At 66.3% G+C, this 23,666-nt stretch carries 28 protein-coding genes, 1 pseudogene and 1 riboswitch; of the genes and pseudogenes, 18 read left to right on the top strand and 11 right to left on the bottom strand.

The genetic code is table 11. The features are described from left to right. The first annotated feature begins 20 nt into the window (after positions 1-20). The 6 genes from Q0316_RS05120 to thiC all read left to right on the top strand — a co-directional run bounded on the left by Q0316_RS05120 (position 21) and on the right by thiC (position 6,271). Positions 21-815 carry a sterol desaturase family protein gene (locus Q0316_RS05120; protein ID WP_298670457.1) on the top strand — a complete coding sequence of 265 codons (795 nt, stop codon included), beginning with the start codon at positions 21-23 and terminating at the stop codon, positions 813-815. After that, on the top strand, positions 766-1,170 hold the full coding sequence (locus Q0316_RS05125; protein WP_298670458.1) for a DUF2141 domain-containing protein: 405 nt from the start codon (positions 766-768) through the stop codon (positions 1,168-1,170). Before Q0316_RS05120 ends, Q0316_RS05125 begins: the two co-directional genes overlap by 50 nt. A 67-nt stretch (positions 1,171-1,237) precedes the next feature. Then, the gene (locus tag Q0316_RS05130) at positions 1,238-2,086 is read left to right on the top strand and encodes a MipA/OmpV family protein (RefSeq protein WP_298670459.1); all 849 of its coding nucleotides are present in this window, start codon (positions 1,238-1,240) and stop codon (positions 2,084-2,086) included. A 140-nt stretch (positions 2,087-2,226) separates the two neighbouring features. Continuing rightward, a complete protein-coding gene (locus tag Q0316_RS05135) occupies positions 2,227-3,177 on the top strand; it encodes a ferritin-like domain-containing protein (RefSeq protein ID WP_298670460.1) in 951 nt (316 codons plus the stop codon). A 47-nt stretch (positions 3,178-3,224) separates the two neighbouring features. Further along, entirely contained in the window at positions 3,225-4,211 is a 987-nt protein-coding gene (locus tag Q0316_RS05140; protein WP_298670461.1) for a ferritin-like domain-containing protein, read from the top strand. 49 nt (positions 4,212-4,260) lie between these two features. Next, positions 4,261-4,372, top strand: a riboswitch (TPP riboswitch). Positions 4,373-4,414: 42 nt separating this feature from the next. Next, on the top strand, positions 4,415-6,271 hold the full coding sequence (gene thiC / locus Q0316_RS05145; RefSeq protein WP_298670462.1) for a phosphomethylpyrimidine synthase ThiC: 1,857 nt from the start codon (positions 4,415-4,417) through the stop codon (positions 6,269-6,271). A gap of 50 nt (positions 6,272-6,321) precedes the next feature. On the opposite strand, the gene Q0316_RS05150 is transcribed toward thiC, so the two are convergent. The 5 genes from Q0316_RS05150 to Q0316_RS05170 form a co-directional block, all read right to left on the bottom strand. Further along, positions 6,322-6,603 carry a DUF3892 domain-containing protein gene (locus Q0316_RS05150; protein ID WP_298670463.1) on the bottom strand — a complete coding sequence of 94 codons (282 nt, stop codon included), beginning with the start codon at positions 6,601-6,603 and terminating at the stop codon, positions 6,322-6,324. 420 nt (positions 6,604-7,023) lie between these two features. After that, on the bottom strand, positions 7,024-7,722 hold the full coding sequence (ung, locus tag Q0316_RS05155) for a uracil-DNA glycosylase (protein ID WP_298670464.1): 699 nt from the start codon (positions 7,720-7,722) through the stop codon (positions 7,024-7,026). An 18-nt stretch (positions 7,723-7,740) separates the two neighbouring features. Then, the gene (locus Q0316_RS05160) at positions 7,741-8,049 is read right to left on the bottom strand and encodes an alkylphosphonate utilization protein (protein WP_298670465.1); all 309 of its coding nucleotides are present in this window, start codon (positions 8,047-8,049) and stop codon (positions 7,741-7,743) included. Next, positions 8,046-9,191 carry an acyltransferase family protein gene (locus tag Q0316_RS05165; protein ID WP_298670466.1) on the bottom strand — a complete coding sequence of 382 codons (1,146 nt, stop codon included), beginning with the start codon at positions 9,189-9,191 and terminating at the stop codon, positions 8,046-8,048. The genes Q0316_RS05160 and Q0316_RS05165 overlap by 4 nt, the downstream gene beginning before the upstream one ends. A gap of 179 nt (positions 9,192-9,370) precedes the next feature. Then, positions 9,371-9,892 carry a DUF1993 family protein gene (locus tag Q0316_RS05170; RefSeq protein ID WP_298670467.1) on the bottom strand — a complete coding sequence of 174 codons (522 nt, stop codon included), beginning with the start codon at positions 9,890-9,892 and terminating at the stop codon, positions 9,371-9,373. A gap of 85 nt (positions 9,893-9,977) precedes the next feature. Here Q0316_RS05170 and ispG point away from each other — a divergent pair, with 85 nt between their 5' ends. Genes ispG through Q0316_RS05200 form a run of 6 tightly spaced genes read left to right on the top strand, consistent with a single transcriptional unit; the run spans position 9,978 to position 13,727 of the window. Next, positions 9,978-11,093 (top strand): flavodoxin-dependent (E)-4-hydroxy-3-methylbut-2-enyl-diphosphate synthase, encoded by a 1,116-nt coding sequence (ispG, locus tag Q0316_RS05175; RefSeq protein ID WP_298670468.1) that lies wholly within the window; start codon positions 9,978-9,980, stop codon positions 11,091-11,093. Between the two features lie 36 nt (positions 11,094-11,129). Next, positions 11,130-11,633, top strand: a complete 504-nt coding sequence (locus Q0316_RS05180; protein ID WP_298670469.1) for a TIGR02281 family clan AA aspartic protease — start codon at positions 11,130-11,132, stop codon at positions 11,631-11,633. 33 nt (positions 11,634-11,666) lie between these two features. Next, positions 11,667-12,566: a DMT family transporter gene (locus Q0316_RS05185; RefSeq protein WP_298670470.1), complete on the top strand. Its 900-nt coding sequence runs from the start codon at positions 11,667-11,669 to the stop codon at positions 12,564-12,566. Then, positions 12,563-13,045, top strand: a complete 483-nt coding sequence (locus Q0316_RS05190; protein WP_298670471.1) for a GNAT family N-acetyltransferase — start codon at positions 12,563-12,565, stop codon at positions 13,043-13,045. Before Q0316_RS05185 ends, Q0316_RS05190 begins: the two co-directional genes overlap by 4 nt. Continuing rightward, entirely contained in the window at positions 13,045-13,359 is a 315-nt protein-coding gene (locus Q0316_RS05195; RefSeq protein WP_298670472.1) for a multidrug efflux SMR transporter, read from the top strand. The genes Q0316_RS05190 and Q0316_RS05195 overlap by 1 nt, the downstream gene beginning before the upstream one ends. After that, positions 13,356-13,727: a TfoX/Sxy family protein gene (locus Q0316_RS05200; RefSeq protein ID WP_298670473.1), complete on the top strand. Its 372-nt coding sequence runs from the start codon at positions 13,356-13,358 to the stop codon at positions 13,725-13,727. The genes Q0316_RS05195 and Q0316_RS05200 overlap by 4 nt, the downstream gene beginning before the upstream one ends. Positions 13,728-13,753: 26 nt before the next feature. Here Q0316_RS05200 and ppa read toward each other — a convergent pair whose 3' ends face one another. The 3 genes from ppa to Q0316_RS05215 all read right to left on the bottom strand — a co-directional run bounded on the left by ppa (position 13,754) and on the right by Q0316_RS05215 (position 17,042). Next, a complete protein-coding gene (gene ppa, locus Q0316_RS05205; protein ID WP_298670515.1) occupies positions 13,754-14,293 on the bottom strand; it encodes an inorganic diphosphatase in 540 nt (179 codons plus the stop codon). An 81-nt stretch (positions 14,294-14,374) separates the two neighbouring features. Beyond that, complete coding sequence (locus Q0316_RS05210; RefSeq protein WP_298670474.1) at positions 14,375-16,315, bottom strand: peptidase M61; 1,941 nt, start codon at positions 16,313-16,315, stop codon at positions 14,375-14,377. Between the two features lie 67 nt (positions 16,316-16,382). Next, positions 16,383-17,042, bottom strand: coding sequence for a DUF1345 domain-containing protein (locus tag Q0316_RS05215; protein WP_298670475.1), 660 nt, complete (start codon positions 17,040-17,042; stop codon positions 16,383-16,385). Positions 17,043-17,115: 73 nt separating this feature from the next. Between Q0316_RS05215 and hisS the strand changes: the two genes are divergently transcribed. From hisS to Q0316_RS19690, 5 genes and pseudogenes are all read left to right on the top strand, one after another. Then, positions 17,116-18,363: a histidine--tRNA ligase gene (hisS, locus tag Q0316_RS05220; RefSeq protein WP_298670476.1), complete on the top strand. Its 1,248-nt coding sequence runs from the start codon at positions 17,116-17,118 to the stop codon at positions 18,361-18,363. Beyond that, entirely contained in the window at positions 18,360-19,436 is a 1,077-nt protein-coding gene (gene prfA, locus Q0316_RS05225; RefSeq protein ID WP_298670477.1) for a peptide chain release factor 1, read from the top strand. Before hisS ends, prfA begins: the two co-directional genes overlap by 4 nt. Positions 19,437-19,490: 54 nt before the next feature. Beyond that, on the top strand, positions 19,491-20,336 hold the full coding sequence (gene prmC, locus Q0316_RS05230; protein WP_298670478.1) for a peptide chain release factor N(5)-glutamine methyltransferase: 846 nt from the start codon (positions 19,491-19,493) through the stop codon (positions 20,334-20,336). A 269-nt stretch (positions 20,337-20,605) separates the two neighbouring features. After that, a pseudogene (locus Q0316_RS19685) lies at positions 20,606-20,797 on the top strand (DUF4167 domain-containing protein); the annotation flags it as partial. Positions 20,798-20,938: 141 nt separating this feature from the next. Continuing rightward, complete coding sequence (locus Q0316_RS19690) at positions 20,939-21,358, top strand: hypothetical protein (protein ID WP_367179634.1); 420 nt, start codon at positions 20,939-20,941, stop codon at positions 21,356-21,358. Between the two features lie 111 nt (positions 21,359-21,469). On the opposite strand, the gene Q0316_RS05240 is transcribed toward Q0316_RS19690, so the two are convergent. Further along, the gene (locus tag Q0316_RS05240) at positions 21,470-21,760 is read right to left on the bottom strand and encodes a hypothetical protein (protein WP_298670480.1); all 291 of its coding nucleotides are present in this window, start codon (positions 21,758-21,760) and stop codon (positions 21,470-21,472) included. A gap of 59 nt (positions 21,761-21,819) precedes the next feature. On the opposite strand from Q0316_RS05240, the gene Q0316_RS05245 reads away from it, so the two are divergent. Continuing rightward, a complete protein-coding gene (locus tag Q0316_RS05245; protein WP_298670481.1) occupies positions 21,820-22,248 on the top strand; it encodes a CBS domain-containing protein in 429 nt (142 codons plus the stop codon). A gap of 5 nt (positions 22,249-22,253) precedes the next feature. On the opposite strand, the gene Q0316_RS05250 is transcribed toward Q0316_RS05245, so the two are convergent. Both Q0316_RS05250 and Q0316_RS05255 read right to left on the bottom strand, forming a co-directional pair. Then, positions 22,254-22,937 (bottom strand): Fe2+-dependent dioxygenase, encoded by a 684-nt coding sequence (locus tag Q0316_RS05250; protein ID WP_298670482.1) that lies wholly within the window; start codon positions 22,935-22,937, stop codon positions 22,254-22,256. Beyond that, the gene (locus Q0316_RS05255) at positions 22,931-23,665 is read right to left on the bottom strand and encodes a sel1 repeat family protein (protein ID WP_298670483.1); all 735 of its coding nucleotides are present in this window, start codon (positions 23,663-23,665) and stop codon (positions 22,931-22,933) included. Before Q0316_RS05255 ends, Q0316_RS05250 begins: the two co-directional genes overlap by 7 nt. Position 23,666 lies beyond the last annotated feature (1 nt).

Here is a 23,666-nt window from a genome sequence, read left to right on the forward strand (position 1 = left end):
CGCGTTACAAGCGCCCCACGATGCCGCTCGCCATCACCCTGTCCGCGCTCGCCATGGCCGCGATCGTCGGCGTGCGCTACCTGTTGTCGAGCGGCGCCTTCGCGCTGGCGACGCGGCTGCGGCATCCCGGCCTGTATCGCGGACTCGATCGGCAGATGCGGCGCGAGATCGCGTGGAGCCTTGCCTCCGCCGCCATTTACGGCGCGCCCGCCGGCGTGGTCGCGTGGGGCTGGCAGAATCGCGGCTGGACGCGGATCTACACCGGCCTCCACGCCTTTCCGTTGTGGTATCTGCCGCTGTCGGTGCTGCTCTATCTCGCCGCGCATGACACATGGTTTTACTGGACGCATCGCTGGATGCACCGCCCCGGCCCGTTCCGGGTGGCGCACGCCGTCCACCACGCCAGCCGCCCGCCCACCGCCTGGGCGGCGATGGCATTCCACCCGATCGAGGCGATCATCGGCGCTGTGGCAATTCCGCTACTGGTGTTCGTCATTCCGATCCATGTCGCCGGGCTCGGGCTGGTGCTCGCGATCATGACGGTTATGGGGGTGACCAACCATATGGGGTGGGAGATTTTCCCGCGTTTCATGTGGCGCGGGAAACTCGGCGGCTGGCTGATAACGGCAAGCCACCACCAGCGCCACCACGCGCGTTACGGGTGCAATTATGGCCTCTATTTCCGATTCTGGGACCGGCTCTGCGGCACCGACGGCGGGATCGGAGACTTCGCCCGCGGGCAGCCTCGCGCCGCGACTGGCGCTGATGCTGGCGGGGATGATGCTGATCGGCGCCGCCCCGGTCGCGCCGCTTGACCTGAGCTTCACCAATCTGCGTTCGGACAAGGGGCTGGTGCGCATCTGCATCACCACCGCGCCGAAGAATTTCCCGGCCTGCCGCGATGCGGGGCAGGCCGTCACGCGCTCAATCCCCGCCGCCACGCGCCATCTGCGGATCGAGGGTCTGCCGATCGGCGATTACGCCGTCGCGGTGATTCACGACGAGAACGGCAACAGCAGGCTCGATACGTTCGCCGGCATCCCGCGCGAGGGGTTCGGCTTCTCGCGCAATCCCGCTATCGGCTTCGGGCCGCCCGGTTTCGCCGCCGCGCGTTTCACGCTCGATGCCACGGGCGCGGCGCAGGAGATCAGGTTGCGCTACCTGTTGTGACGCTCGCGCCACGGACCCGAACGCGCGCCAACGGGTCGAATCCAGAGATAATAGACGGGGATTTCAGTTGCGTATCTTTCATCTGATCGCTTTCGCCGGCGTTGCCGCCGCCACGCCCGCGGTGGCGCAACGGGCCGCCGCGCCATCCCCGGAAGACCTTTCGCGAGACACGGTGACGGTGGGCATCGGCGCCAGCTATCTGAGCGATTACGAGGGATCGGATCATTATTCCATTTTCCCGCTGCCCGGCGCGATCGGTTCGATTGACGGATACAGCTTCACCATCCTCGGCAATCGCGCGAGCGTTGATCTGATCCGCGATCGACCGGGCCAGCGCTGGGATTTCGAGGCGGGGCCGATCGGCGTGATCGACTTCAACCGCAACACCCATGGCTCGATCAGCGATCCGCGCGTGCGCGCGCTGCCGGCGCGCGGGCTGGCGGTGGAGCTTGGCGGCTATGTCGGGATCGGCAAGACCGGGGTTATCACCAGCGACTATGACAAACTGTCGCTGTCGCTCAGCTATCGCCACGATATCACCGGGGTGAACGGCAGCGCGATCGTATCGCCGACGATCAATTATATCACCCCGCTCAGCCGCAAGGCCGCGTTCGCGCTGTTCGCCACCGCCGAACATGTCAGCAAGCCATATCTCACCGCCTATTTCGACGTGACGCCGGCGGACAGCCTTGCGAGCGGCCTTCCCGCGTTCAGCGGGCGTGGCGGATGGAAAAGCTGGTCGGTGGGCGCGATCGGCACGGTTTCGGTTTCGGGCGATCTGCTCCACGGGTGGAAGATGATCGGCGGCGTCACCTATCTCAGGTTGACCGGGGATGCCGCCGCCAGCCCGCTCGTCACCATGGCCGGTTCCCCGAACCAGTGGCTAGGCGCGCTTGGCGTCGCTTATACCTTTTGACTAGGGTGCGCACTCACTTCGCGCTTATGGCCGCGCGGACGCGATTTCTGTCGATTCGTTCAGCTTGGCGACAGCGAAACGATATAGGCGACGTTTTTTGCCCGGCAGCATAGCCGGCGGGTTCAGGAAGGAAGGCAATGATGACGCAGGACGAGCGACTTGCCGGCGCGCCGGAGGCGCCCGAGAAACGGCGCGATGACCGGCGCGCGTTCTTCGCCGCTGCGGCAGGCGCGGTGGCGATCGGCGCGGGCGCGTTCGTCTTCTCCGATCCCGTCGCGGCGCAGACGATCACCGAAGCGGATGTGCTGAACCTCGCGCTCAACCTCGAATATCTCCAGGCGAATTATTACGCCTATGCTTCCGCCGGCGCGGGCCTCGGCACCGCCGACACGCAGAGCGGCGCCGCCACGCCCACGCCGGGCGGCGCGATCATCGCCGGGCATCAGGCGACCTTCACCGATCCGCTGGTCGCGGCTTATGCCAAGGAAATGGCCGCAGACCAGCTCGCGCAGGTCCGCTTCCTGCGCACCCAGCTCGGCGTAGCAGCGGTGGCACAGCCGGTGATCGACCTCGGCTTTGCCGCGACCAGCGCGTTCAGCGTGATGGCACAGAATGCGGGCCTGGTCGGCGCGGGCGCGGTGTTCGATCCTTATGCGTCGGATGCGAACTTCCTGCTTGGCGCCTTCTTCCTCCAGGATGTCGCGGTCAGCGCCTATCAGGGCGTGATCCAGTTGATCTCGTCCAAAAACTATCAGGAAGCCGCCGGCGGCCTGATGGCGACCGAGGCCTATCACGCGGCACTGGTGCGCACGACACTGTACCAGAAGAACCTCATCACGCAGGCGCAGGCGATCTCCGACTATCGCGACAGCATCGACGGCGGGTCGGACGACGATCAGGGCATCACCCCGGTCGCCTCCGGCGCCGGCCCGGTGGCGAATATCGCGCCGGTTGACGGCAACGCCAACACCTTCCCGCGCGCAAGCGGCCCGGTGCTCAACATCCTGTTCCTGAACCGCGCGTCGGTGAAGACGGGCGGGTTCTTCCCCGGCGGCGTCAACGGCAACATCACGACGAGCGCCGCGAGCTGAGGCGTGCGCGCCCGCTCCCGCCCCACAGGATTCACAGGAATATCGTCATGATCGACCAGGAAAAGATCGCCACCGTCCTCGATGCCGCCGCGCTGCGAAGCGCCGAGCGCCGCCGCTTTCTCAGCCTTGCCGGGCGCACCGGCGCCGCGGCGGGCGGGCTCGCGCTGCTGTCCGCGTGCGGCGGCAGCAGTTCGTCAAACCCGACGCCGACGCCGACGCCAAGCCCGACTTCCACGGCGAGCGTAGAGGCGGCGGACATCTCGATCCTCAATCTTGCGCTCAACATCGAATATCTCTCGGCGCAATATTTCTCCTATGCCGCGTTCGGCACCGGGCTGCCGGCGAGCGACCTGACCGGCCCCACCGCGCCCGGCACGGTCACCGGCGGCGCGCAGGTGCCCTTCGCGGACCCGATCGTCGCGGCCTGCGCGCGCGAGATCGCCCGCGACGAGCGCGCGCATGTCGAATTCCTCCGCTCGCAGATCGGCGCGACTGCCGTTGCGATGCCCGCGATCAACATCGACGGCGGCACGACCGGCGCCTTCACCACGTTCGCGCAGCTTGCCGGCGTGGTCGGCGCGGGCGTGCCCTTCAACCCTTATGCCTCCGACGAGAATTTCCTCTACGGGGCCTTCATCCTGAAGGACGTGATCGTCACGCTCTACAAGGGGCTGACCCCGCTGATCGGCACGCCCGGCTATGTCACCGCCGCATCGGGGATTTTGGGGGCGGAATCCTATCATGCGGGCCTGATCCGCACGTTGCTTTATTCGAAGGGCTTCACCGCCAATCCCGGCCTGTTCAGCGCGGCGCGCGACAGCCTCGATGGCGCGAGCACGCTCGATCGCGGCCTCGCCGGGGCGGATGCGACGATCTCGAACATCGCGCCGGCGGACGGCAACGGCATCGTCTTCAGCCGCACGACCGGGCAGGCGCTCAACATCTTCTTCCAGAGCAAGGCGGCGGTAACCAAGGGGGGCTTCTTCCCCGCCGGCGTCAACGGCACGATCAACTCCAGCGCGGCGAGCGGCTGAGAAAGCGGCGCGGCGCTGGACGCCGCCCGCCAACCAGCCTAAGCCCGCATATATATCCCCGGGGGACCGCTATTCGTCGCGGTTGAGAGGAGGGCCGCAGCCCTCGACCCGCTGAACCTGATCCGGCTCACACCGGCGTAGGGAGGGAGCGGCGCACCACCCCGTCCGTCTCCTTCCCCGCGACAACGCGAGGAACGAGTAACATGGCAGACGCACCCGCCCGTACCGAGATCGGCGTTACCACCGGCCCGATTCGCGGCAGCCGCAAAATCCACGTCGGCCCGCTCAAGGTCGCGATGCGCGCGATCGACCTGGAGCCCTCGTCCGGCGAGCCGCCGCTCAACGTCTATGACACCTCCGGCCCCTATACCGATCCCGATGCCCGGATCGACATCCTGGCCGGGCTCCCGGCGCTGCGTCGCGAGTGGATCGTCGCGCGCGGCGATGTGGAAAGCTATGACGCGCGCGACGTGAAGCCCGAGGATAACGGGCTAAAAGGGCCGGATCGCTCCGCCGGGGTCGCGCAATTCCCCAATGTCGTCCGCCGTCCGCTGCGCGCGAAACCCGGCATGAACGTCAGCCAGATGCATTACGCCCGGCGCGGCATCATCACGCCGGAAATGGAATATGTCGCCGTCCGCGAGAATCTCGGGCGCGAGATGCTCAGCGAATATATCCGCGACGGCCAGAGCTTCGGCGCGGCGATCCCCGACTATGTGACGCCCGAATTCGTCCGAGACGAAGTAGCGCGCGGTCGTGCGATCATCCCCAGCAACATCAACCACCCCGAATCCGAGCCGATGGCGATCGGCCGCAACTTCCTCGTCAAGATCAACGCCAATATCGGCAATTCCGCCGTCGCGTCGGACGTGGCGAGTGAAGTGGACAAGATGGTGTGGTCGATCCGCTGGGGCGCGGATACGGTGATGGACCTGTCCACCGGGCGCAACATCCACGACACACGCGAATGGATCATCCGCAACTCGCCGGTGCCGATCGGCACCGTCCCGATCTATCAGGCGCTGGAGAAGGTCGGCGGCGTCGCCGAAGACCTGACGTGGGAGATTTTCCGCGACACGCTGATCGAGCAGGCCGAACAGGGCGTCGATTATTTCACGATCCACGCCGGGGTGCGCCTGCCCTATGTGCCGCTCACCGCCAAGCGCGTGACAGGCATCGTCTCACGCGGCGGCTCGATCATGGCGAAATGGTGCCTCGCGCATCACAAGGAGAGTTTCCTCTACGAGCGGTTCGACGAGATCACCGAGATCATGAAGGCGTATGACATCGCCTATAGCCTCGGCGACGGCCTGCGCCCCGGATCGATCGCGGACGCCAATGACGAGGCGCAATTCGCCGAACTCTATACGCTCGGCGAACTCACCAAGCGCGCCTGGGCGCAGGACGTGCAGGTGATGATCGAAGGCCCCGGCCATGTGCCGATGCACAAGATCAAGGAGAATATGGACAAGCAGCTTGAGGCGTGCGGCGAGGCGCCGTTCTACACGCTCGGGCCGCTCACCACCGATATCGCGCCGGGCTATGACCATATCACCAGCGGCATCGGCGCGGCGATGATCGGCTGGTATGGCACGGCGATGCTCTGCTACGTCACGCCCAAGGAGCATCTGGGGCTGCCCGATCGCGATGACGTGAAGGTCGGCGTCGTCACCTACAAGCTCGCCGCCCACGCCGCCGATCTGGCGAAGGGCCACCCTGCCGCGAAGCTGCGCGACGACGCGCTGAGCCGCGCAAGGTTCGAGTTCCGCTGGCGCGATCAGTTCAACCTGTCGCTCGATCCCGATACGGCGGAGTCGTACCACGACCAGACCCTCCCGGCGGAAGGCGCCAAGACCGCGCATTTCTGCTCGATGTGCGGCCCCAAATTCTGCTCGATGAAGATCACGCAAGAAGTGCGGGAGTTCGCCCGGCTACAGAACCAGCCCGCCGACGCCTTCGTCGCGGCGGATGCCGAAGCGGGGATGAAGGAGATGAGCGAGGTTTATAACGACACCGGGCGCGAGCTTTACATGGGCGCTGGCAGCAGGGAGCATGATTGAGGGAAAAAAGCGGGGCGACAGATCACGATCGACCGCCCCGCAAGCCTCTCTCAAGGACATTCAGGCAGGCTGAGCAGATTATTTGGTTGGTCGCCATCGTTCTGGGTCTTGAGATATTTATTTCCTGACGCCGAAACCGAAACGATCACCCAAACACTCCACCCGCCAACGGAAACGAAAAACTGCGCCGCGCCCGATTCAATCGCTTGGATCGCCTGTGGCTGCGTGAGTTTCCACCGCTCCGGACGAGCGCCGCCGACATGCGATATTCGCTCATGCGCGCTGAATCGGCTGGTTTTATTAATGCATTGAATTTGCAATACCTGCGACATAGCTCGCTCCAAAAGTCTTGGCGCCGCGGGCACGCGCGCCAGTTGACCGAAATACGGAGGACCACTAAAATCTCGCACGCTTACACAAGCACGAGGTGTGGTGTGCCCGCCTCCGATTAGGGCCGTCGCGGCCAGGCGGCGGCCCTAATTCGAATTTACGCGGCATCAGGATTGCCGCCTGATTTCGGGAAATACGCCCCCACTCATGCGGGCGGGGGCGCATCTTCGAGAAACATACGTTTCCCCGCCTCAGCCTACGTTTCGATCCGCCAGCCCAGTTTAACATCTGAGCAGGACTGGTGAGAAAGTGGGCACAAATTCATTTCACGTCAACTACAATTCTGAGTCGTGAAACTACGTTCCACGACTCATCCTACGAATATTAAAAATGCCCTTGAGCATCATACGATCAAGAATCCCTTAGACCATTGCTGGCAACGCCCAGTCGATCGTCCCCCGCCCCCGGCCCTCAAGAAACGCATTCGCCTTGCTGAAATGCCCGCTGCCGAACCAGCCGGTATGCGCCGACAGCGGTGATGGATGCGGCGCTTTCAGCACGAGATGGTGGCCGCCTTGTTCGATGCTGCGCACGAACGCCACCTTCTTCTGCGCATAGCTACCCCATAGCATGAACACGATCGGCTCGGGCCGTGCGGCGAGCAGGCGGATGATCGCGTCGGTGAACTTCTCCCATCCGCGATCGCGGTGCGCGGCGGCCTGCCCGCTCACCACGGTCAGCACGCTGTTGAGCAGCAGCACGCCCTGCCGCGCCCAGCTTTCCAGGAAGCCGTGCGCGGGCCGCGCGATGCCGCAATCGCTTTCGAGTTCCTTGTAGATGTTGACCAGGCTCGGCGGGGGGCGGATGCCGGGGCGGACGGAGAAGCACAGGCCGTGGGCCTGCCCCGGCCCGTGATAGGGATCCTGCCCGAGGATCACGACGCGCACATCCGGCAGCGCGGTCAGTTCCAGCGCGCGAAACCAATCCGCCGAATGCGGGAAGACCTGCTTTCCCGCCGCCTTTTCCGCGACGAGGAACCGGCGCAGCGCGGCCATATAGTCGCGCGCGAATTCATCGCGCAGCGGCTCCAGCCAGGTGGGGTCCATCTTCGGATCGGTCATGCCCGCGCTCACCGAGGCTCAGCGTTTGCGGACGAATTCGGCGCGCAGCACGAGGCCCTTGATGCCGTCGAACTTGCAGTCGATCTCCTGCGCATCGCCGGTCAGCCGGATCGACTTTATCAGCGTGCCGCGCTTCAGCGTCTGCCCCGCGCCCTTCACGTCCAGATCCTTGATGAGCGTCACCTGATCGCCGTCCGCGAGCAGATTGCCGACCGAATCGCGCACCTCGACCGCGTCGGTGGCGGCGCGCTTCGCCGCCAGTTCGGCGGCGGGGAGCCATTCGCCGCTTTCCTCGTCGAATACATATTCATCGTCCGTAGCACTCATCGCATCTGTCCTTTCATTTCGCTGCGGGGCCGCAGCCCGATCAGCGGGCGGGCGAACGGCATTGCGCGACCGCCGAGATAGAAGGCCCAGCACCCCGCCACCGTCGCCACGACGAGGATCGCGAATTGCGCCGGGCCGGAAAGGCCGCGCGGCAGGAGCCAGAACATCACCAGCACAATGATCGTCTGGTGGATGATATAGAAGGGAAACACCGCCTCGGTCAGCATCGTGCGCGCGGGTCCGTCGCGATTGAGCCAGCGATCCGCCACCCCGAGCAGCGCCGCGATTGCGCCCCATTGCTGCAACGCATGGGCCGCGCCGTATGGCCGCAGCACCCAGCGCGGCGTCGGCACGTCGGGCGGCCAGCTATATTCGATCAGCAGCACCGTGGCGAACCCCGCCAGCGCGATCGCCGCGGCCACGGGCCACAGCCGCCGCAGCGCTGCCATCGCCGGGGCCGAGCGCGCCAGCCCGAAGCCGAACAGGAAATAGGGCACGTACATGAAGTGCGCCATCGTATCGTCGATCAGCATATGGGTTTCGCCAGCCATCGGAAACCACCAGGCATGAACCGCGAGCGCCCATGCCATCGGGATGACAATCACCCCCCAGCCGCCGAACGCGCGATCGAACCAGCGCTGCAACCATTCGCCCCGCACGATCGCGACAAGCAACGCCAGCCCGAGCGTATATACCCACAGATAGCCGATGAACCACAGATGGTTCCACGTCGGCAGCACGATCCCGCCGAGCTTGCCGAAGCGGAAATAGTCATATGCCCAGAAATACAGGAAATCGTGCGCATAGCCGCGCTTGGTCACCAGTTCGACCCACGGCTGCGGCGGCACGATCACCGCGATGCCGAACGCCAGCGGCACGAGCAGCCGCCAGCTACGGTTGGCGAGGAACGCCCCCAGCCCGTCCGAGCGGCGGATCAGCGCGCGCGTGGCATAGCCCGATACGACGAACAGCAGCGGCAGCCGCCACGCGTTCGTCGCCATCATCGGCAGCCGCGTCCAATCCTCGCCATTGGGAGATTTCACATGGAAGTTCCACGGCACGAACACCATGCCGATGTGATAGAGGATCAGCAGCGCGAACGCCGCGATGCGCAGCCAATCCATCCCGTAATGCCGTGTCATCGCGGCGGCTGTAGGGCGCAACGCCCGGCAGAACAATCGCGGGCGGCTCGTTTATGAGGCGTATGACAGGCGCCGGCCCGCCCCGCTCCTGTCGCCATCGTGCCCCAAAGGCGGCGTAGGAGAGAAGCGGCCCGGCGCCGTTCGCAATGCGCTGAAAGACGCTTTTCGCGAACGAATACTCAGCGCTTGATGCGCGGCATCCCCATGAAATCGCGCTTGCCGATCTGCACGCCCTTGGCGCGCAGGATCGCATAAGCGGTCGACGCGTGGAAATAGAAGTTCGGCTGCGAGAAGCTGAGCAGGAAATCGGCGCCTTCGAACGGCATCGCGGTTTCGCCGAAGCGGAATTCGGTATCGCGATCGGCCAGCGCGTTGACTTCGGCCGGATCGAGCGCCTTCAGCGCCTCGATCCCTTCGCGCACCTTCGCGCGCAGCCCGGCGAAATCGCTCGGCCACGGATCGAGATTCGGCGAATAGCTGCCCGAGCGCGCACCATTGATCGCGCCCACGGCATGTTCGACCGTCGCCTTCACCTGATAGCCGAACGGCAGCATATCGGGCGCGAGCCGCGCCTCGATCAGATCGGCGGGGGCGATGCCCTGCTCCGCGCAATAGGCCTCCGCCTTGCCGATCAGCCCGTCCACCGCGCCGAGTATCTGAATGTTCGAGGGAATCGTCGCGTCATAGAGGGAAAGCGTCATCAGTTCCTGCTCCTGTTGGCACGCGGCGTTCCGTTCCGCGTCATGAACCGCTATATCGTCGGCGATCCCAATAGGAAGCCTGTCCATGTCCGTCCGTCCCTGGCGCGATATTCAGCGTCGCAAGAGCCGCCAGATCATGGTGGGCAACGTCCCCGTCGGCGGCGATGCCCCGGTCACCGTGCAGACGATGACCAACACCCCTACTTCCGATGCGCGCGCCACGATCGACCAGATTCGCCGCTGCGAGGAAGCCGGCGTCGATATCATCCGCGTGAGCTGCCCCGATGTGGAGAGCACGGCGGCGTTCCGGCAGATCGTCCGCGCCGCGCGCGTGCCGATCGTGGCCGATATCCATTTCCACTATAAGCGCGCGCTGGAGGCGGCGGACGCGGGGGCGGCGTGCCTCAGGATCAACCCCGGCAACATCGGCTCGGCCGAACGCGTCAACGAAGTAGTCAACGCCGCCAAGGCCAATGGCTGCGCGATCCGCATCGGCGTGAACGCCGGCAGCCTGGAGCGCGACCTGCTCGAAAAATATGGCGAGCCTTGCCCGGAGGCGCTGGTCGAAAGCGCGCTCGATCATATCAAGCTGCTCCAGGATCGCGATTTCCACGATTTCAAGGTCGCGGTGAAGGCATCCGATGTATTCCTCGCGGTCGCCGCCTATCAGCAGCTTGCCGAGGCGGTGGATTGCCCGCTGCATCTGGGCATCACCGAAGCGGGCGGGTTCGTCGGCGGCACGGTGAAATCCGCGATCGGGATCGGATCGCTTTTATGGTACGGGATCGGCGACACGATCCGCGTCTCGCTCTCCGCCGAGCCTGAGGATGAGGTGCGCGTCGGCTTCGAGATCCTGAAAAGCCTCGGCATCCGCAATCGTGGCGTGCGCGTGGTGAGTTGCCCAAGCTGCGCGCGGCAGGGCTTCGACGTGATCCGCACCGTGCAGGCGCTGGAGGAACGGCTCCAGCATATCCGCACGCCGATGTCGCTTTCGGTGCTCGGCTGCGTCGTCAACGGCCCCGGCGAGGCGCGCGAGACGGATATCGGCATCACCGGCGGCGGCAACGGCAAGCATATGGTCTATCTGTCGGGCGTCACCGACCACCATGTGCAGGACGCCGACATGATCGAGCATATCGTCCGGCTGGTCGAGGCCAAGGCGGCGGAGATCGAGGCGGCGAGCGAGAAAGCGGCGGCGTAGCGGGGCGTTAACCGCGCGCTGCTAATGGATGGCGCGATGCGGATCGCGCTGCTCCTGATGATCGCCGGCGGCCTGGTGATCGGCCTCGCGCTGCCGGGCGCGCGCCACCAGCCAACGCACCGCGCCACCACGTCCGCCGCCGCGATTGCCGCGCCGATCGCCACCACCAGCGCTTCGTCCGGCGAAACGGTAATCCGGCGCGACGCCAGCGGCCATTTCCTTGCCACCGCCAGCGTCAACAGCGAGCCGATCCGCTTCGTCGTCGACACCGGCGCGACCGAGGTGGCGCTGACCGAGGACGATGCGCGCCGCGCGCATATAGATTTCGATCCGGCCCGCTTCGCACCAGTGGCGCGCGGTGCGGGCGGCAATGTCGGTGGCCAGATCGTGACGATCGACCGGATCGAACTGGACGGCAGGCGCGTCGGGCCGTTGCGCGCGCTGGTGCTGGCGGATTTGCCCGTCTCGCTGCTCGGCCAATCGTGGCTGCGGCAGATCGGCAGCGTTTCGATCAGCAATGATGAGATGCGGCTGAGGTAGCGCGCGGTTACGTGGCGGGTTAAGCGAGGGGGCATGAACCGCGCGCTCTCCCCCGTGCTGGCCTTCGCCGTCGCGGCGGCAGGGATCGGGCTGTTTTCGATCATGGACGCGTTCATGAAATCGCTGACGCTTGCGCTTGGCGTTTACAACGCATTGATCTGGCGCACCGGCGTTTCGACGATCTTCAGCTTCGGCGCGTGGATCGCGGGCGGGCGGCAGCGGCCAAGCCGGCGCGGCATGTGGCTGCACACGATCCGCGGCGCGATCACCGCGGCGATGGCGCTTTTGTTCTTCTGGGGCCTCGCGCGTGTGCCGATGGCGCAGGCGATCACGCTGTCATATATCGCGCCCCTGCTGGCGCTGCTGCTCGGCGCGATCTTCCTGCATGAGCGCGTCGGGCGGCGCGTGGCGGGCGCCTCCTTCGCGGCGTTCGCCGGAGTGCTGGTGGTGATCGCGGGCCAATCGAAGAACGCCACGCTCGGGCCGCAGGCGCTGGAAGGCGCGATCGCTGTGCTGGCGTCGGCGCTGCTCTATGCGGTCAATCTCGTCGTCGCGCGGATGCAGAGCCAGGCCGCGACGCCCGGTGAGATCGCCTTCTTCCAGTCGATGATCGTCACCGCGCTGCTCGCGCTCGCCGCGCCGTGGCTGCTCGCGACGCCCGAGGCGGCGCAATGGTGGAAGATCGTGGTCGGCGGGCTGCTCGCCAGCGTCTCGCTGTTCCTGCTCGGCTGGGCTTATGCGCATGGCGAAGCGGGTTATCTCGCGACGACCGAATATACCTCGTTCGTCTATGCCGCGACGCTCGGCTATTTCATCTTCGACGAGCGGCTTTCGCCCTACACGCTGGCCGGCGCGGTGATCATCGTCTCCGCCTGCCTTTATGCCGCGCGGCGTCGCGATATCGCGCAGGCCGCGCTACAGAGCGCCGCATGACCGTTACGATACGCCCCGCCACGCCGCAGGATTGCGGCACGATCCTTCGTTTCATCCGCGAGCTTGCCGAATATGAACGCGAGCCGGACGCGGTGGAGGCGACCGAACAGACGCTGGCGGCATCCCTGTTCGGCCAGTCGCCGGCGGCCGAGGCGCTGATCGCCGAACGTGATGGAGAGGCGATCGGCTTCGCCCTGTTCTTCCACAATTTCTCCACCTGGAAGGGCAAGCGCGGGCTGTATCTGGAGGATCTCTATATCACCCCCGCCGCGCGCGGATCGGGCGCGGGCAAGGCGCTCCTCGTCCATCTCGCCGGGCTTGCGCTCGATCGCGATTGCGCGCGGTTCGAATGGGCGGTGCTCGACTGGAACGCACCGGCGATCGCCTTCTACCGCGCGATGGGCGCGACGGGGATGGACGAATGGACCGTGCAGCGCATCTCCGGCGACGCGCTCGCCCGCCTCGCGGGGCGCGGCTGATGGCCTGGGCGTGGCTGATCCTCGGCGGATTGTTCGAGGTGGGCTTCACCACCTGCCTGCGCAACGCCGATGGCTTTCGCAACCTGCCGTGGACGCTTGCCTTTCTCGTCTCGGTCACGCTGTCGATGGGGTTGCTTGAGCTTGCCGCCCGCTCGATCCCGATGGGCACGGCCTATGCGGTATGGACCGGGATCGGCGCTCTCGGCACCGTGCTCGTTGGCGTGATGCTCTATGGCGAGCCGCTGACCGCGATCCGCGGGCTGCTGATCCTCGGCGTCGTCGCGTGCATCGCCGGGCTGAAGGCCACCGCGTGACGATCGACACCGGCCTCGCCGATTGGGTGGCGGAGGCCATGGCGCCGATCGGCACGGTCACGCGCAAGCGCCTGTTCGGCGGCGCGGCGCTCTATTGTGACGGGCTGACCTTCGCGATCATCGCGTTCGACGCATTGTGGTTCAAGGCGGATGCCGAGAGCGCCGACGCGTGGGACGCGATCGGCGCGGCGCTGTTCACCGTCACGCGGGACAATGGCCGCGTGCAATCGCTGCCTTATCGCCGCGCGCCGGATGAGGTGTACGACGACGCGGACGCGCTGCGCGAATGGGCGATGCTGGCGCTGGGGGCGGCCCGGCGCGCACCGCCCAGGCCCGTGCGGCGGCGCAAACGGACGGAGCGCGGGTAACCCCCCGCGCCTCCGCCCCGTACGCGTCAGGCCTTCTTGGCCTGCTCGGCGCGCTCGATCGCCTCGATCACGATCTGGCGCGCTTCGGCCGCATCGCCCCAATTGCCGACGCGCACCCACTTTTCGGATTCGAGATCCTTATAGTGTTTGAAGAAATGCTCGATCTGCTGGAGCACGATCGAGGGCAGATCCTGCCGCTCGCCGACATCCGAATAATAAGGGAAGGTCGTATCGACCGGCACGCAGATCAGCTTCTCGTCGCCGCCATGCTCGTCTTCCAGGTTGAGCACGCCGATCGGGCGCACCCGCACCACGCAGCCGGGAATGAACGGCGAGCGCGCGATGACCAGCGCGTCGAGCGGATCGCCATCGGGCGAGAGCGTATGCGGCACGAAGCCGTAATTCGCCGGATAGCGCATCGGCGTATGCAGGATGCGATCGACGAACAGCGCGCCGGATTCCTTGTCGAACTCGTATTTCACGGGTTCGCCGCCGGTCGGCACCTCGATGATGACGTTGAGTTCCTCGGGCGGATTCTTGCCCACGGGGATGAGGTCGATGCGCATCTTTTCCTTCACTTCGCTCAAGGAGACGGCGCCCGCCCGCCTCCCTCGCGGGAAGCGCGCAAACGTCGCCGGCGGCGCGGTTCAGCGCGGCGCCAACAGCCTGTCGAGGCCACCCTCTCCGGTGCCGATCTTTTCGAGGCGCGGGTAGCGCAGCCCGCCGTGCCAGTCGAGCGTCACCGTGCGATATTCCTCACCATTGCGCACCAGCAGCGTAACCGGCGGCTTCTCGCCCGCCGCCTCCGCGATCGCCGCCTTCAGCCGCTCGGGCGAATAATTCTCGCCGTTGACCGCCGCGATCGCGGTGCCGACGGTGAGCCCGGCGGTGAAGCCCGCGCTGTCCCATGTCACGCCCGTCACCACGCCGCGATTGGCGCCGTCATCGCCAACGATCAGCCCGCCGGAATAGGTGAGGTCGACCACCTTGCGCACCCGCTCGCCATTGCGGAACGAGGGCGGCGCCTGATCGGTGTAGATCAGGCGATAGCCGTTGCGCGCAAACCCCTCGATCGGCGCGCCGGCGGCATGTTCGGTCAGCCGCTTCACCAGATAGGCCTTCCACTCCCACGGCTGGATCGCGTTGAGCGCGGCGGCAACATCGTCGATCGTATAGGTCAGCTCGCCCCAGTCGCCATCACGCATCCCGAAGAAGGCGCGGGCGAAATCGTCGATCGACTTCGCACCGCCCGATTTCTCGCGCAGCAGCGAATCGACATCCATCCAGATGAGCAGACCCTCGTTGTAATAATCCTCGCTGCGCTCCCAGCTCAGCCAGCCCTTGGGCTTGCGATTCGCGATGACCGGATCGTTGGTGGTGTCGAGAAGATCGCGCCAGTGGCGCGCCGGCTGCGAATCGTAACTCGCCATGATCGCGGCATATTGATCGAGCGTATCCTGCTTCGACACCAGCCCCGAGCGCGCCTGCAACACATAGCCCCAGAATTGCGTCTGCCCCTCGTAAACCCACAGCAGCGAGCCGCGCATCGGCGTGCGGAAATCGGGGGTCCACAGGTCAGCGCCACGGCGGAATTTGCCGTTCCAGCTATGGGTGAATTCGTGCGGTAGCAGGTTGCGGCGGCCCGGCCCGTCGTTCCAGCGCGAAAAATAGCCCGGCGTCACGCCGTTTTCTGAGCTGCGGTGATGCTCCAGCCCGATCCCGCCGAGCCGGTCGGTGATCGACAGCAGGAAATCATAATGATCGTAATGCTGCGCGCCGAAGGTTTTCACCGCCTGCTCGACCAGCTTCTTGTGCGCGTCGATCTGCGCAGGCGTCGCGACCAGTTCGGTCGGATCGTCGGCGAAGACGTTGAGCGCGACGCGATCGCTGAGCGGGATCACCCGACCATAGCGCCCCGCGAGCATCGGCGAATCGACGAGGATTTCATAATTGGTCTGCTCATAGGCCCAGGTGTTGCCCACGCCGGTCGGCTTGCCGCGCAATGCGCCCGCCGCCGTCCAGCCGGCGGGCCAGGTGACGTTCATCCGCACCGGGATGCGCCGCGTGAACCAGCCCGCCGGATAGAGGCTGACCTGGTTCGGCTGGAGGCTTATCATCGTCGGCGTCACGACGATCCGCCCCTGATCGGCCTTGGTGGCGGAGAGGAACTGGAATTCCACATCGAGCTGCTTCGCCCCCGCCGGCACGTCGATATGAAATGCGAAGACATCCACCGGATCGCGCGTCCACGGCACCGCCTTGCCATTGGCGCGGATGACGAGCCCCGCGACCTTCTCGATCTCGCCGCGCGGCGAGTGCGCGCCCGGCAGCCATTTCGGAAACAGCAGCGCCATCGACCCGGCCCTGGTCACCGGGATGGTCTGTTTCACGCGCAGGATGCCGCGCACGGTATCGGTCGCGTCGACGTTCACCACCATCGCGCCCGCGGGATAGGCTTCGTCGCGCGGCTGCGGGATCGTATCCACGAAGGGAACCGGCTGGGGCGCGGAATTGCCCGCGGGAACCTGCGCGGTGGCGGCGATCGGGGCGGTGGAGAGAAGCAACAGGGCGGCAATGGCACGGATCATCAGGTAAACTCTGCAAGACGCATGAAACGCCCACGCTAGCCGCGCGCGATGCCCCGCGTCCAGCCGCTCAATGCCCGCCCGCGCTGCCCAGCACGTTGATGGTGAACGCGAGCACGCCGATGTTGAACACGAATGCGGCAAGGCACTGGCCGATCACCACGCGCCTGATCCGCCGTGACGTGACGTTCACATCCGATGTCTGGAACGTCATCCCCAGCGTGAAGCTGAAATAGATGAAGTCCCAGTAATGCGGCTCATCCTCGCCGGGAAAGTCGATCCCGCGCGCATCTTTCCCGCCCAGTTCGCTGTAGAACAGATGCGCGTAATGCAGCGCATAGACGATATTGGAAAACAGCCACGCCAGCATCAATGTGACGACGACCAGCGCGATCGAATGGCCGGAAGGGCGGGTCATCAGTTCGTTCGCCACCACCACCAGAATAACGATCGTCACCAGCGCGGTGATCGCCAGCAGCCCGGCGCGATTGGTGTCGTTCGCCTTGGCCCGCGCGCGCACGTCGCCCGCGTCGTCACCAAGCAGCGGCCATAGCGAGAGGAGGAAGAACAATGCGCCGGCATCGAACCCGATCATCATCGCCCGGCCCCAGACGAAGCCCTTCGCCAGCCCGACCGCGATCCACACCGCCGCCATGATCGCCATGAACGCCAGGAAACGCGGCGGCGCGATACGCTGGCCGATCTGCCATCCGTGATTCCGCCGCGTCATCAAGCACCTGCCCCGATCGGTCGGCAAACCCTAGCGTCAGCGCGCGTCCTCGCATAGATAGCCGCGCTTCATCATGGCTCGTATTCAAACCCCAAATCGCGTCCGCGGCACGCAGGACATCTTCGGCGCCGAACAGCGCCGCTTCGCGCATGTGCTCGACACGTTCGATCGCGTCCGCCGGCTCTATTGCTTCGGGCGGGTCGATATCCCCGTGTTCGAGGATACGCAGGTGTTCGCGCGCTCGATCGGCGAAACCACCGATGTCGTCTCGAAGGAGATGTACACTTTCCCGGACAAGGGCGGGGATTCGCTGACGCTGCGCCCGGAATTCACCGCCGGCATCGCGCGCGCCTATATCACCGAAGGGTGGCAGCAATTCGCGCCATTGAAGCTCGCCACATCGGGCGCGGTGTTCCGTTATGAGCGCCCGCAAAAGGGCCGCTATCGCCAGTTCCACCAGATCGACGCCGAGATTCTCGGCGCGCCGGAGCCTTCGGCCGATGTGGAACTGCTGTGTCTCGCCGATCAGTTGCTCCACGAACTCGGCATCGCCGACGGGGTGACGCTGCAACTCAACACGCTGGGAGACGCCGCGACGCGCGATGCGTGGCGCGATGCGCTGGTGGCGCATTTCGAGCGGCATCGCGGCGAGCTTTCCGAAGACAGCGTGACGCGGCTCGACAAGAACCCGCTGCGCATCCTCGACAGCAAGGACGCGCGGGATCGCCCGATCGCGGAGGCAGCACCCGGCATCGACGATTTCATGACCGCCGAAGCCGGCGCGTTCTTTGAAAGCGTGACGAGGGGTCTCGACGCGGCGGGCGTGGCGTGGACGCGCAATTCGCGGCTCGTGCGCGGGCTGGATTACTATCGCCACACCGCGTTCGAGTTCGTGACGGACCGTTTGGGCGCGCAGGGCACCGTGCTCGCGGGGGGGCGCTATGACGGCCTCGTCGAAAGCCTCGGCGGCCCCGCGACAGCGGGCGTCGGCTGGGCGGCGGGCGTCGAACGGCTGGCGATGCTGATCGAGGAGCCGGCGGCGGAACGGCCAGACGTGGCGGTGGTCGCCGAGAACCGCGATCGCGAATCCGATGCGATGGCGCTCACCGGCGCGCTGCGGCAGGGCGGCCTTTCGGCGGAGCTGTTCGTCACCGGCAGCCCGCGCAAGCGTTTCAGCAAGGCGATGGAGCGCAAGCCGGCGGCAATCGTCTCGCTCGACGTGCGCGATGGCGCGCAGTCGCACAGCTTCAGGCTGCTCGACGAGGCGTTCGCGGGCGCCGCCAAAGCCCGCGCGATCTTCGAGCAACGCTTCGGCCAATGATCGCCATCTCGCTCGACCGTATCCGCCAGATCGAGGCGCGGCGGGATGAACTCGCCGCGCTGATGGCGACCGGCGATCTGTCGGGCGAACGCTTCGTGGCGGTGTCGAAGGAATATGCGGAGCTTGAGCCGGTCGCGGTCGCGGCGGCGCAGGTGCGGCGGCTACGGCAAGAGGCGGAAAGCCTCGCGCATATGACCGAGGATGCCGACGCGGAATTGCGCGCGATGGCCGAGGAGGAATTGCGCGAGAACAAGGCCGCGCTGGAAGCCGCCGATCGCAGGCTCGCGCTGGCGCTGCTCCCGCGCGACGCCGCGGACGAGCGTTCCGCGATGCTGGAGGTGCGCGCCGGCACCGGCGGCGATGAGGCGGCGCTGTTCGCGGGTGATCTGTTCCGAATGTATCAACGCTATGCCGAAACCCAGGGCTGGCGGGTGGAACTGATCTCGGCTTCCGAAAGCGAGGTCGGCGGGTTCAAGGAAGTGGTCGCCTCCGTTACCGGGCAGGGCGTGTTCGCCAGGCTCAAGTTCGAAAGCGGGGTCCACCGCGTCCAGCGCGTACCCGTCACCGAAAGCGGCGGGCGCATCCACACCTCCGCCGCGACCGTCGCGGTGCTGCCCGAGGCGGAGGAAGTGGACGTGCAGATCGACGACAAGGATTTGCGGATCGACATCTATCGCTCGTCCGGCCCCGGCGGCCAATCGGTCAACACCACCGATTCGGCGGTGCGCATCGTCCATATCCCGACCGGGCTCACCGTGATCCAGCAGGACGAGAAATCACAGCACAAAAACAAGGCCAAGGCGCTGAAGGTGCTGCGCACGCGGCTTTACGAACTGGAACGCGAGCGGCTCCATGCCGAGCGTGCCGGCGCGCGCAAGTCCATGGTGGGATCGGGCGACCGATCGGAACGCATCCGCACCTATAATTTCCCGCAAGGCCGCGTCACCGATCACCGCATCAACCTGACGCTCCACCGGCTCCCGGAAATCCTGGCAGGCGAGATGGACGAACTGATCGGGGCGCTGATCGCCGAGGACGAGGCGGAGCGGCTGGCGGCGTTGAATGCCGCGTAGGCCGGCTTGTCGCGCGTCGCGACAAGACTCGGCCAAGCCCGGCCGGCGGGGTCTATGATCCCGTCCGACGACGCGGCTTCGCCGCGGCGCGCCGCCCGCGCCGCCCTTTCCGAAGCGGCGGCGCGCTTCGCCTTCTCCGCCACGCCGCGGCTCGACGCGGAGCTGCTGCTCGCCCATGCGCTTGGCATCACGCGCGAACGGCTGCTGCTGACGCTCGGCGATCACCGCGCCCCGCCCACCTTCGCCATGCTGGTGGATCGCCGCGCCGCGCATGAGCCGATCGCCTATATCACCGGCACCCGCGCCTTCTGGACGATAGACCTTGCGGTCGCGCCCGGCGTGCTGATCCCGCGCGCCGATAGCGAGACGTTGATCGAGGCGGCGGTCGATCATTTCGCGGGCACCGCCGGGCCGAAGCGCGTGCTCGATCTCGGCACCGGATCGGGCGCGTTGCTGCTCGCCGCGCTCGATCAATGGCCGGAGGCGACCGGCATCGGGCTGGATGCCTCCCCGGATGCGCTCGCCGTTGCACGCGGCAATGCCGCGCGCCTCGCCCCTGGCCGCGCCACGATCGCGGAAGGCGGCTGGGAAGGCACCGGCGAAGCGTTCGATCTGATCCTGTGCAACCCGCCCTATATCGCGAACGGCGCGACGCTGCCGCCCGAGGTGGCGGAATATGAGCCGGCCTCCGCCCTGTTCGCCGGCATCGACGGGCTGGACGATTATCGGCGCCTCGCCCCGCTGCTTCGCCGCCAGCTCGCGCCGGGGGGCATCGCCTGTATCGAGATCGGCTTCGATCAGGGTGACAGCGCCGCCGCCTTGTTCCGGGCATCGGGATTCGCGGTAACGCTGCGCCGCGATCTGGCCGGGCATCAGCGTTGCCTTGTTATCACGCCTTGAAACCCGCGCGCGAAAGACCAACATTTCGCTTTGAGAACGCCGGCTCAGCGGCTAAGAAGCCGGTAGGGGCACGCCAGATCAGCTTAAGCGGTTGAAATCAGGCAAGTTGCCTACCTTTCGTCATAAGCCGCTGTAGTCCGGTGGCCGTGGCAGGCCCAAGCCCGCGAGTGATTCGCGCAGCGGTGGGCCGGGGGAAGCTGCACCGTGAAGTCCAGGATGGATGCGTTCGGGGATAGGGCCGATTTGGGTTCGAGGACGAGGACAGTAATTTGATCAACAATCGTCAAAGTGGCCGTCGTCGCGGTCGCGGTGGTGGGCAGCGTTCGCCTGGTGGCGGCGGTGGACAGGGGCAGCGCGACAGCGGCAATCGGATCGACAGCCGCGCGCGTGGCAATGCCGCCCAGTTGCTTGAAAAATACCGGAACATGGCGCGCGACGCGCAGCTTTCGGGCGATCGGGTCAACACCGAATATTATCTGCAATTCGCGGATCATTATTTCCGCGTCCTCGCCGATCAGCGCGGTCGCTTCGAGGAACAGGGCCGCGATCGCCGCCCCCGCGACGATTTCGACAATGACGAGGATTTCGGTGACGAGGGCGAGATGGCCCGCGCCGAGGATCAGCGGCAACAGCAGCCTCGCCGTGATGATGGCCGTCGCGAGGAACGCGGCGAGCGCAACCCGCGTGAGCGCAATTTCAACCGTCGCGACGAAGCGCCGCGCTACGCCGAAGCCGATCGCTCGGACGATGGCGCGCCCGCCCCGGTAGCGGCGGCTGAAATGGCCGGCGAGCCCACCACCGAGACGATCGCCGACGAAGCGCCGCGCCCGCGGCGTGGACGCCCGCGTCGCGTCGCGGCTGAAACCGAGGCGATCGAGGTAATGGACGCGGAGCGTCTGCCCCCGTCGCTCGGCATCGTGCCGATCGAGGGCGTGATCGCGAGTGAGGGCGAGCCGGTCGAGGCGCCCAAGCCGCGCACCCGCCGCCGCCGCACCACCGATGTGGAAGCGAGCGCGGGCTGATCCGGCGCATTGCCGCGGCCAAATGAAAAAGGGGCCGGCTTCCGATGGGAGGCCGGCCCCTTTTTCATGCGCGGCTATGCGACGATGCGATCGGACGCGTCCGACGCGCGGCTATTTCGGATCGCCGCCCAGATCGTCCACGCTCTCGTCATAGCCGGTGCCCGAACTGAGAAACGCCAGCCCCATCAGCGCGCCGGCCATCAGCACCGTTGCGATCACCCCGCCGATCGTCGCCAGCGTGGCGACCCAGCCGAGCGGCCCGTAAATGCGGCCCAGCGCCCATACCGAGACGATTGCCGCGATCACCCCGATCAATCCCACCCATGCCAGAATGCGACGAAAGCGGCTCCACGCGAAGCGCGCATAATCGGGATCGTCCAGAGCGGATCGTTGATCGTTCATCCTTTGCCATTAGCGCGGAAAAGTGAGACGCTACTACCCCACATGGCAGGAGACGGACCATGACGATCGCGGCGATCCTCGGCAACAAGGGGCGGGACGTGATCTGCGTCAGCCCGACGCAGACGGTTGCGGAGGCGATCGCATTGCTCGCCCGGCACCGGATCGGCGCTGTCCCGGTGATCGACGGCGGGGCGGTGATCGGCGTGTTTTCCGAACGCGACGTGATCCTGGGGCTGGCGGGCGGCGACACCGCGATGCTCCAGCGCCCGGTATCCGAAACCATGACCGCGCCGGCGATGACGGTTACGCTGGCCGAGCCCGTGCTCGCCGCGCTCTCGCTGATGACGCGGCGGCGCGTCCGCCATCTGCCGGTGGTCGAGGCGGGCCGTGTCATCGGCATCGTTTCGATCGGCGATCTGGTGAAATACCGGATAGAGATGATCGAGGCCGATGCGGCGGCGATGCGGGAATATATCCAGCAGGCGTGAGCCCGCTACGCGTCCGCCCAGCGCCGCAACAGATTGTGATAAACGCCGGTCAGCCGGATGACGGCGGCATCGTCCTGCCCGCGATCCTGCCCCATCGCCTGCACCGACTGATCCAGATCGAACAGGATGCGCCGCGCGCCTTCATCACGCACCATCGACTGGATCCAGAAGAAAGACGCGATCCGCGCGCCGCGCGTCACCGGCGTCACGCGATGCAGGCTGGATGCCGGATAGAGCACCATATGGCCGGCGGGAAGCTTCACGTCCTGCGTGCCGAACTCGCCTTCGATCACCAATTCCCCGCCGTCATAACTGTCCGGATCGGCCAGGAACAGGGTGGCGGACAGGTCGCTGCGGATACGGAAATCGCTGCCGCGCCTGATGCGCACCGCGTTATCGACATGAAGCCCGAACGCCTCGCCGCCCTGATAGCGGTTGAACAAAGGCGGAAACACCTTGAGCGGCAACGCGGCCGCAACGAACAGCGCCGATCGGCCCAGCGCGTCGAGCACCATATTGCCCGCCTCGCGCGCGGCGGCGCTATCCTCCGGCAATTGCTGGTTGCGCTTGGCGAGCGCGGATTGCGGACCGGATGTCGCATTGCCGTCGATCCACTCCGCCGCGTCGATCAGCGCGCGCAGCCGCGCCACCTCGCCCGCATCGAGCACGTCCGGAATCGCGATCAGCATCCTGCACCTTCCTTCAGCGCCATTGCGCCACGATCGGCGAAACCCGGCACGTCACTCGCATCGAGCCACGCCAGCGCCTGCGCCACGAACCGCGCATTGCCAAGCTCGCCCGCGCGGCGCAGCCATGGCAAGGCCTCATCCACCGCGCCAGCAGCGCCCAGCATCCGCGCATGGTTGAAGCAGCCGCGAAAATCGCCGCCCGCCGCAGCACGGGCATAGCAATCCGCCGCCTTCGCCATGTCGCGCGGCCCGGCCCAGCCATCCTCGGCGAAGCTGCCGACATGATTGATCGCCTTGGCATAACCGCTCGCCGCGGCCTGCTCGAACAGCGCGAGCGCCGCCGCCTTGTCCTCCGCCACGCCTTCGCCCAGCGCCAGCGCCGTGGCATAATTATATTGCGCCTCGGGCAGCCCGCGCGCGGCGGCGACACGGAAGCACGCCGCCGCGCGCGCCTTGTCGATGCCGACGCCCCAGCCGAGATCGTAACAGCGCCCGACCATGTTGAGCGCCATCACATGATGCTGCCGCGCCGCCTGCTCGAACCGTTGAAACGCCGCGCGCGCATCCCGCGCCACGCCGTTGCCGTCGAGCAGCAATTGCCCGAGCAGCGCCTGCGCCTCCGCCACGCCGGCATCGGCCAGTTCACGCAGAAACGCCGCGCGCTCCTTCGGCGAACCGGAAAGGCGCGCGGCGATTTCGTCACGCGACAGATCGGTCGCGTCACCCATC

It is taken from the genome of uncultured Sphingomonas sp. (assembly GCF_937871615.1).
Taxonomy (GTDB): domain Bacteria; phylum Pseudomonadota; class Alphaproteobacteria; order Sphingomonadales; family Sphingomonadaceae; genus Sphingomonas.

Excerpts from the sequence above, each read along its gene's own strand:
- Q0316_RS05120 (WP_298670457.1), top strand. The coding sequence starts at position 21 with ATGCCGCTCGCCATCACCCTGTCCGCGCTCGCCATGGCCGCGATCGTC.
- Q0316_RS05125 (WP_298670458.1), top strand. The coding sequence starts at position 766 with ATGCTGGCGGGGATGATGCTGATCGGCGCCGCCCCGGTCGCGCCGCTT.
- Q0316_RS05135 (WP_298670460.1), top strand. The coding sequence starts at position 2,227 with ATGACGCAGGACGAGCGACTTGCCGGCGCGCCGGAGGCGCCCGAGAAA.
- Q0316_RS05140 (WP_298670461.1), top strand. The coding sequence starts at position 3,225 with ATGATCGACCAGGAAAAGATCGCCACCGTCCTCGATGCCGCCGCGCTG.
- thiC (WP_298670462.1), top strand. The coding sequence starts at position 4,415 with ATGGCAGACGCACCCGCCCGTACCGAGATCGGCGTTACCACCGGCCCG.
- Q0316_RS05150 (WP_298670463.1), bottom strand. The coding sequence starts at position 6,603 with ATGTCGCAGGTATTGCAAATTCAATGCATTAATAAAACCAGCCGATTC.
- ung (WP_298670464.1), bottom strand. The coding sequence starts at position 7,722 with ATGACCGATCCGAAGATGGACCCCACCTGGCTGGAGCCGCTGCGCGAT.
- Q0316_RS05160 (WP_298670465.1), bottom strand. The coding sequence starts at position 8,049 with ATGAGTGCTACGGACGATGAATATGTATTCGACGAGGAAAGCGGCGAA.
- Q0316_RS05165 (WP_298670466.1), bottom strand. The coding sequence starts at position 9,191 with ATGACACGGCATTACGGGATGGATTGGCTGCGCATCGCGGCGTTCGCG.
- Q0316_RS05170 (WP_298670467.1), bottom strand. The coding sequence starts at position 9,892 with ATGACGCTTTCCCTCTATGACGCGACGATTCCCTCGAACATTCAGATA.
- ispG (WP_298670468.1), top strand. The coding sequence starts at position 9,978 with ATGTCCGTCCGTCCCTGGCGCGATATTCAGCGTCGCAAGAGCCGCCAG.
- Q0316_RS05180 (WP_298670469.1), top strand. The coding sequence starts at position 11,130 with ATGCGGATCGCGCTGCTCCTGATGATCGCCGGCGGCCTGGTGATCGGC.
- Q0316_RS05185 (WP_298670470.1), top strand. The coding sequence starts at position 11,667 with ATGAACCGCGCGCTCTCCCCCGTGCTGGCCTTCGCCGTCGCGGCGGCA.
- Q0316_RS05190 (WP_298670471.1), top strand. The coding sequence starts at position 12,563 with ATGACCGTTACGATACGCCCCGCCACGCCGCAGGATTGCGGCACGATC.
- Q0316_RS05195 (WP_298670472.1), top strand. The coding sequence starts at position 13,045 with ATGGCCTGGGCGTGGCTGATCCTCGGCGGATTGTTCGAGGTGGGCTTC.
- ppa (WP_298670515.1), bottom strand. The coding sequence starts at position 14,293 with ATGCGCATCGACCTCATCCCCGTGGGCAAGAATCCGCCCGAGGAACTC.
- Q0316_RS05210 (WP_298670474.1), bottom strand. The coding sequence starts at position 16,315 with ATGATCCGTGCCATTGCCGCCCTGTTGCTTCTCTCCACCGCCCCGATC.
- Q0316_RS05215 (WP_298670475.1), bottom strand. The coding sequence starts at position 17,042 with ATGACGCGGCGGAATCACGGATGGCAGATCGGCCAGCGTATCGCGCCG.
- hisS (WP_298670476.1), top strand. The coding sequence starts at position 17,116 with ATGGCTCGTATTCAAACCCCAAATCGCGTCCGCGGCACGCAGGACATC.
- prfA (WP_298670477.1), top strand. The coding sequence starts at position 18,360 with ATGATCGCCATCTCGCTCGACCGTATCCGCCAGATCGAGGCGCGGCGG.
- prmC (WP_298670478.1), top strand. The coding sequence starts at position 19,491 with ATGATCCCGTCCGACGACGCGGCTTCGCCGCGGCGCGCCGCCCGCGCC.
- Q0316_RS19690 (WP_367179634.1), top strand. The coding sequence starts at position 20,939 with ATGGCCCGCGCCGAGGATCAGCGGCAACAGCAGCCTCGCCGTGATGAT.
- Q0316_RS05240 (WP_298670480.1), bottom strand. The coding sequence starts at position 21,760 with ATGAACGATCAACGATCCGCTCTGGACGATCCCGATTATGCGCGCTTC.
- Q0316_RS05245 (WP_298670481.1), top strand. The coding sequence starts at position 21,820 with ATGACGATCGCGGCGATCCTCGGCAACAAGGGGCGGGACGTGATCTGC.
- Q0316_RS05250 (WP_298670482.1), bottom strand. The coding sequence starts at position 22,937 with ATGCTGATCGCGATTCCGGACGTGCTCGATGCGGGCGAGGTGGCGCGG.
- Q0316_RS05255 (WP_298670483.1), bottom strand. The coding sequence starts at position 23,665 with ATGGGTGACGCGACCGATCTGTCGCGTGACGAAATCGCCGCGCGCCTT.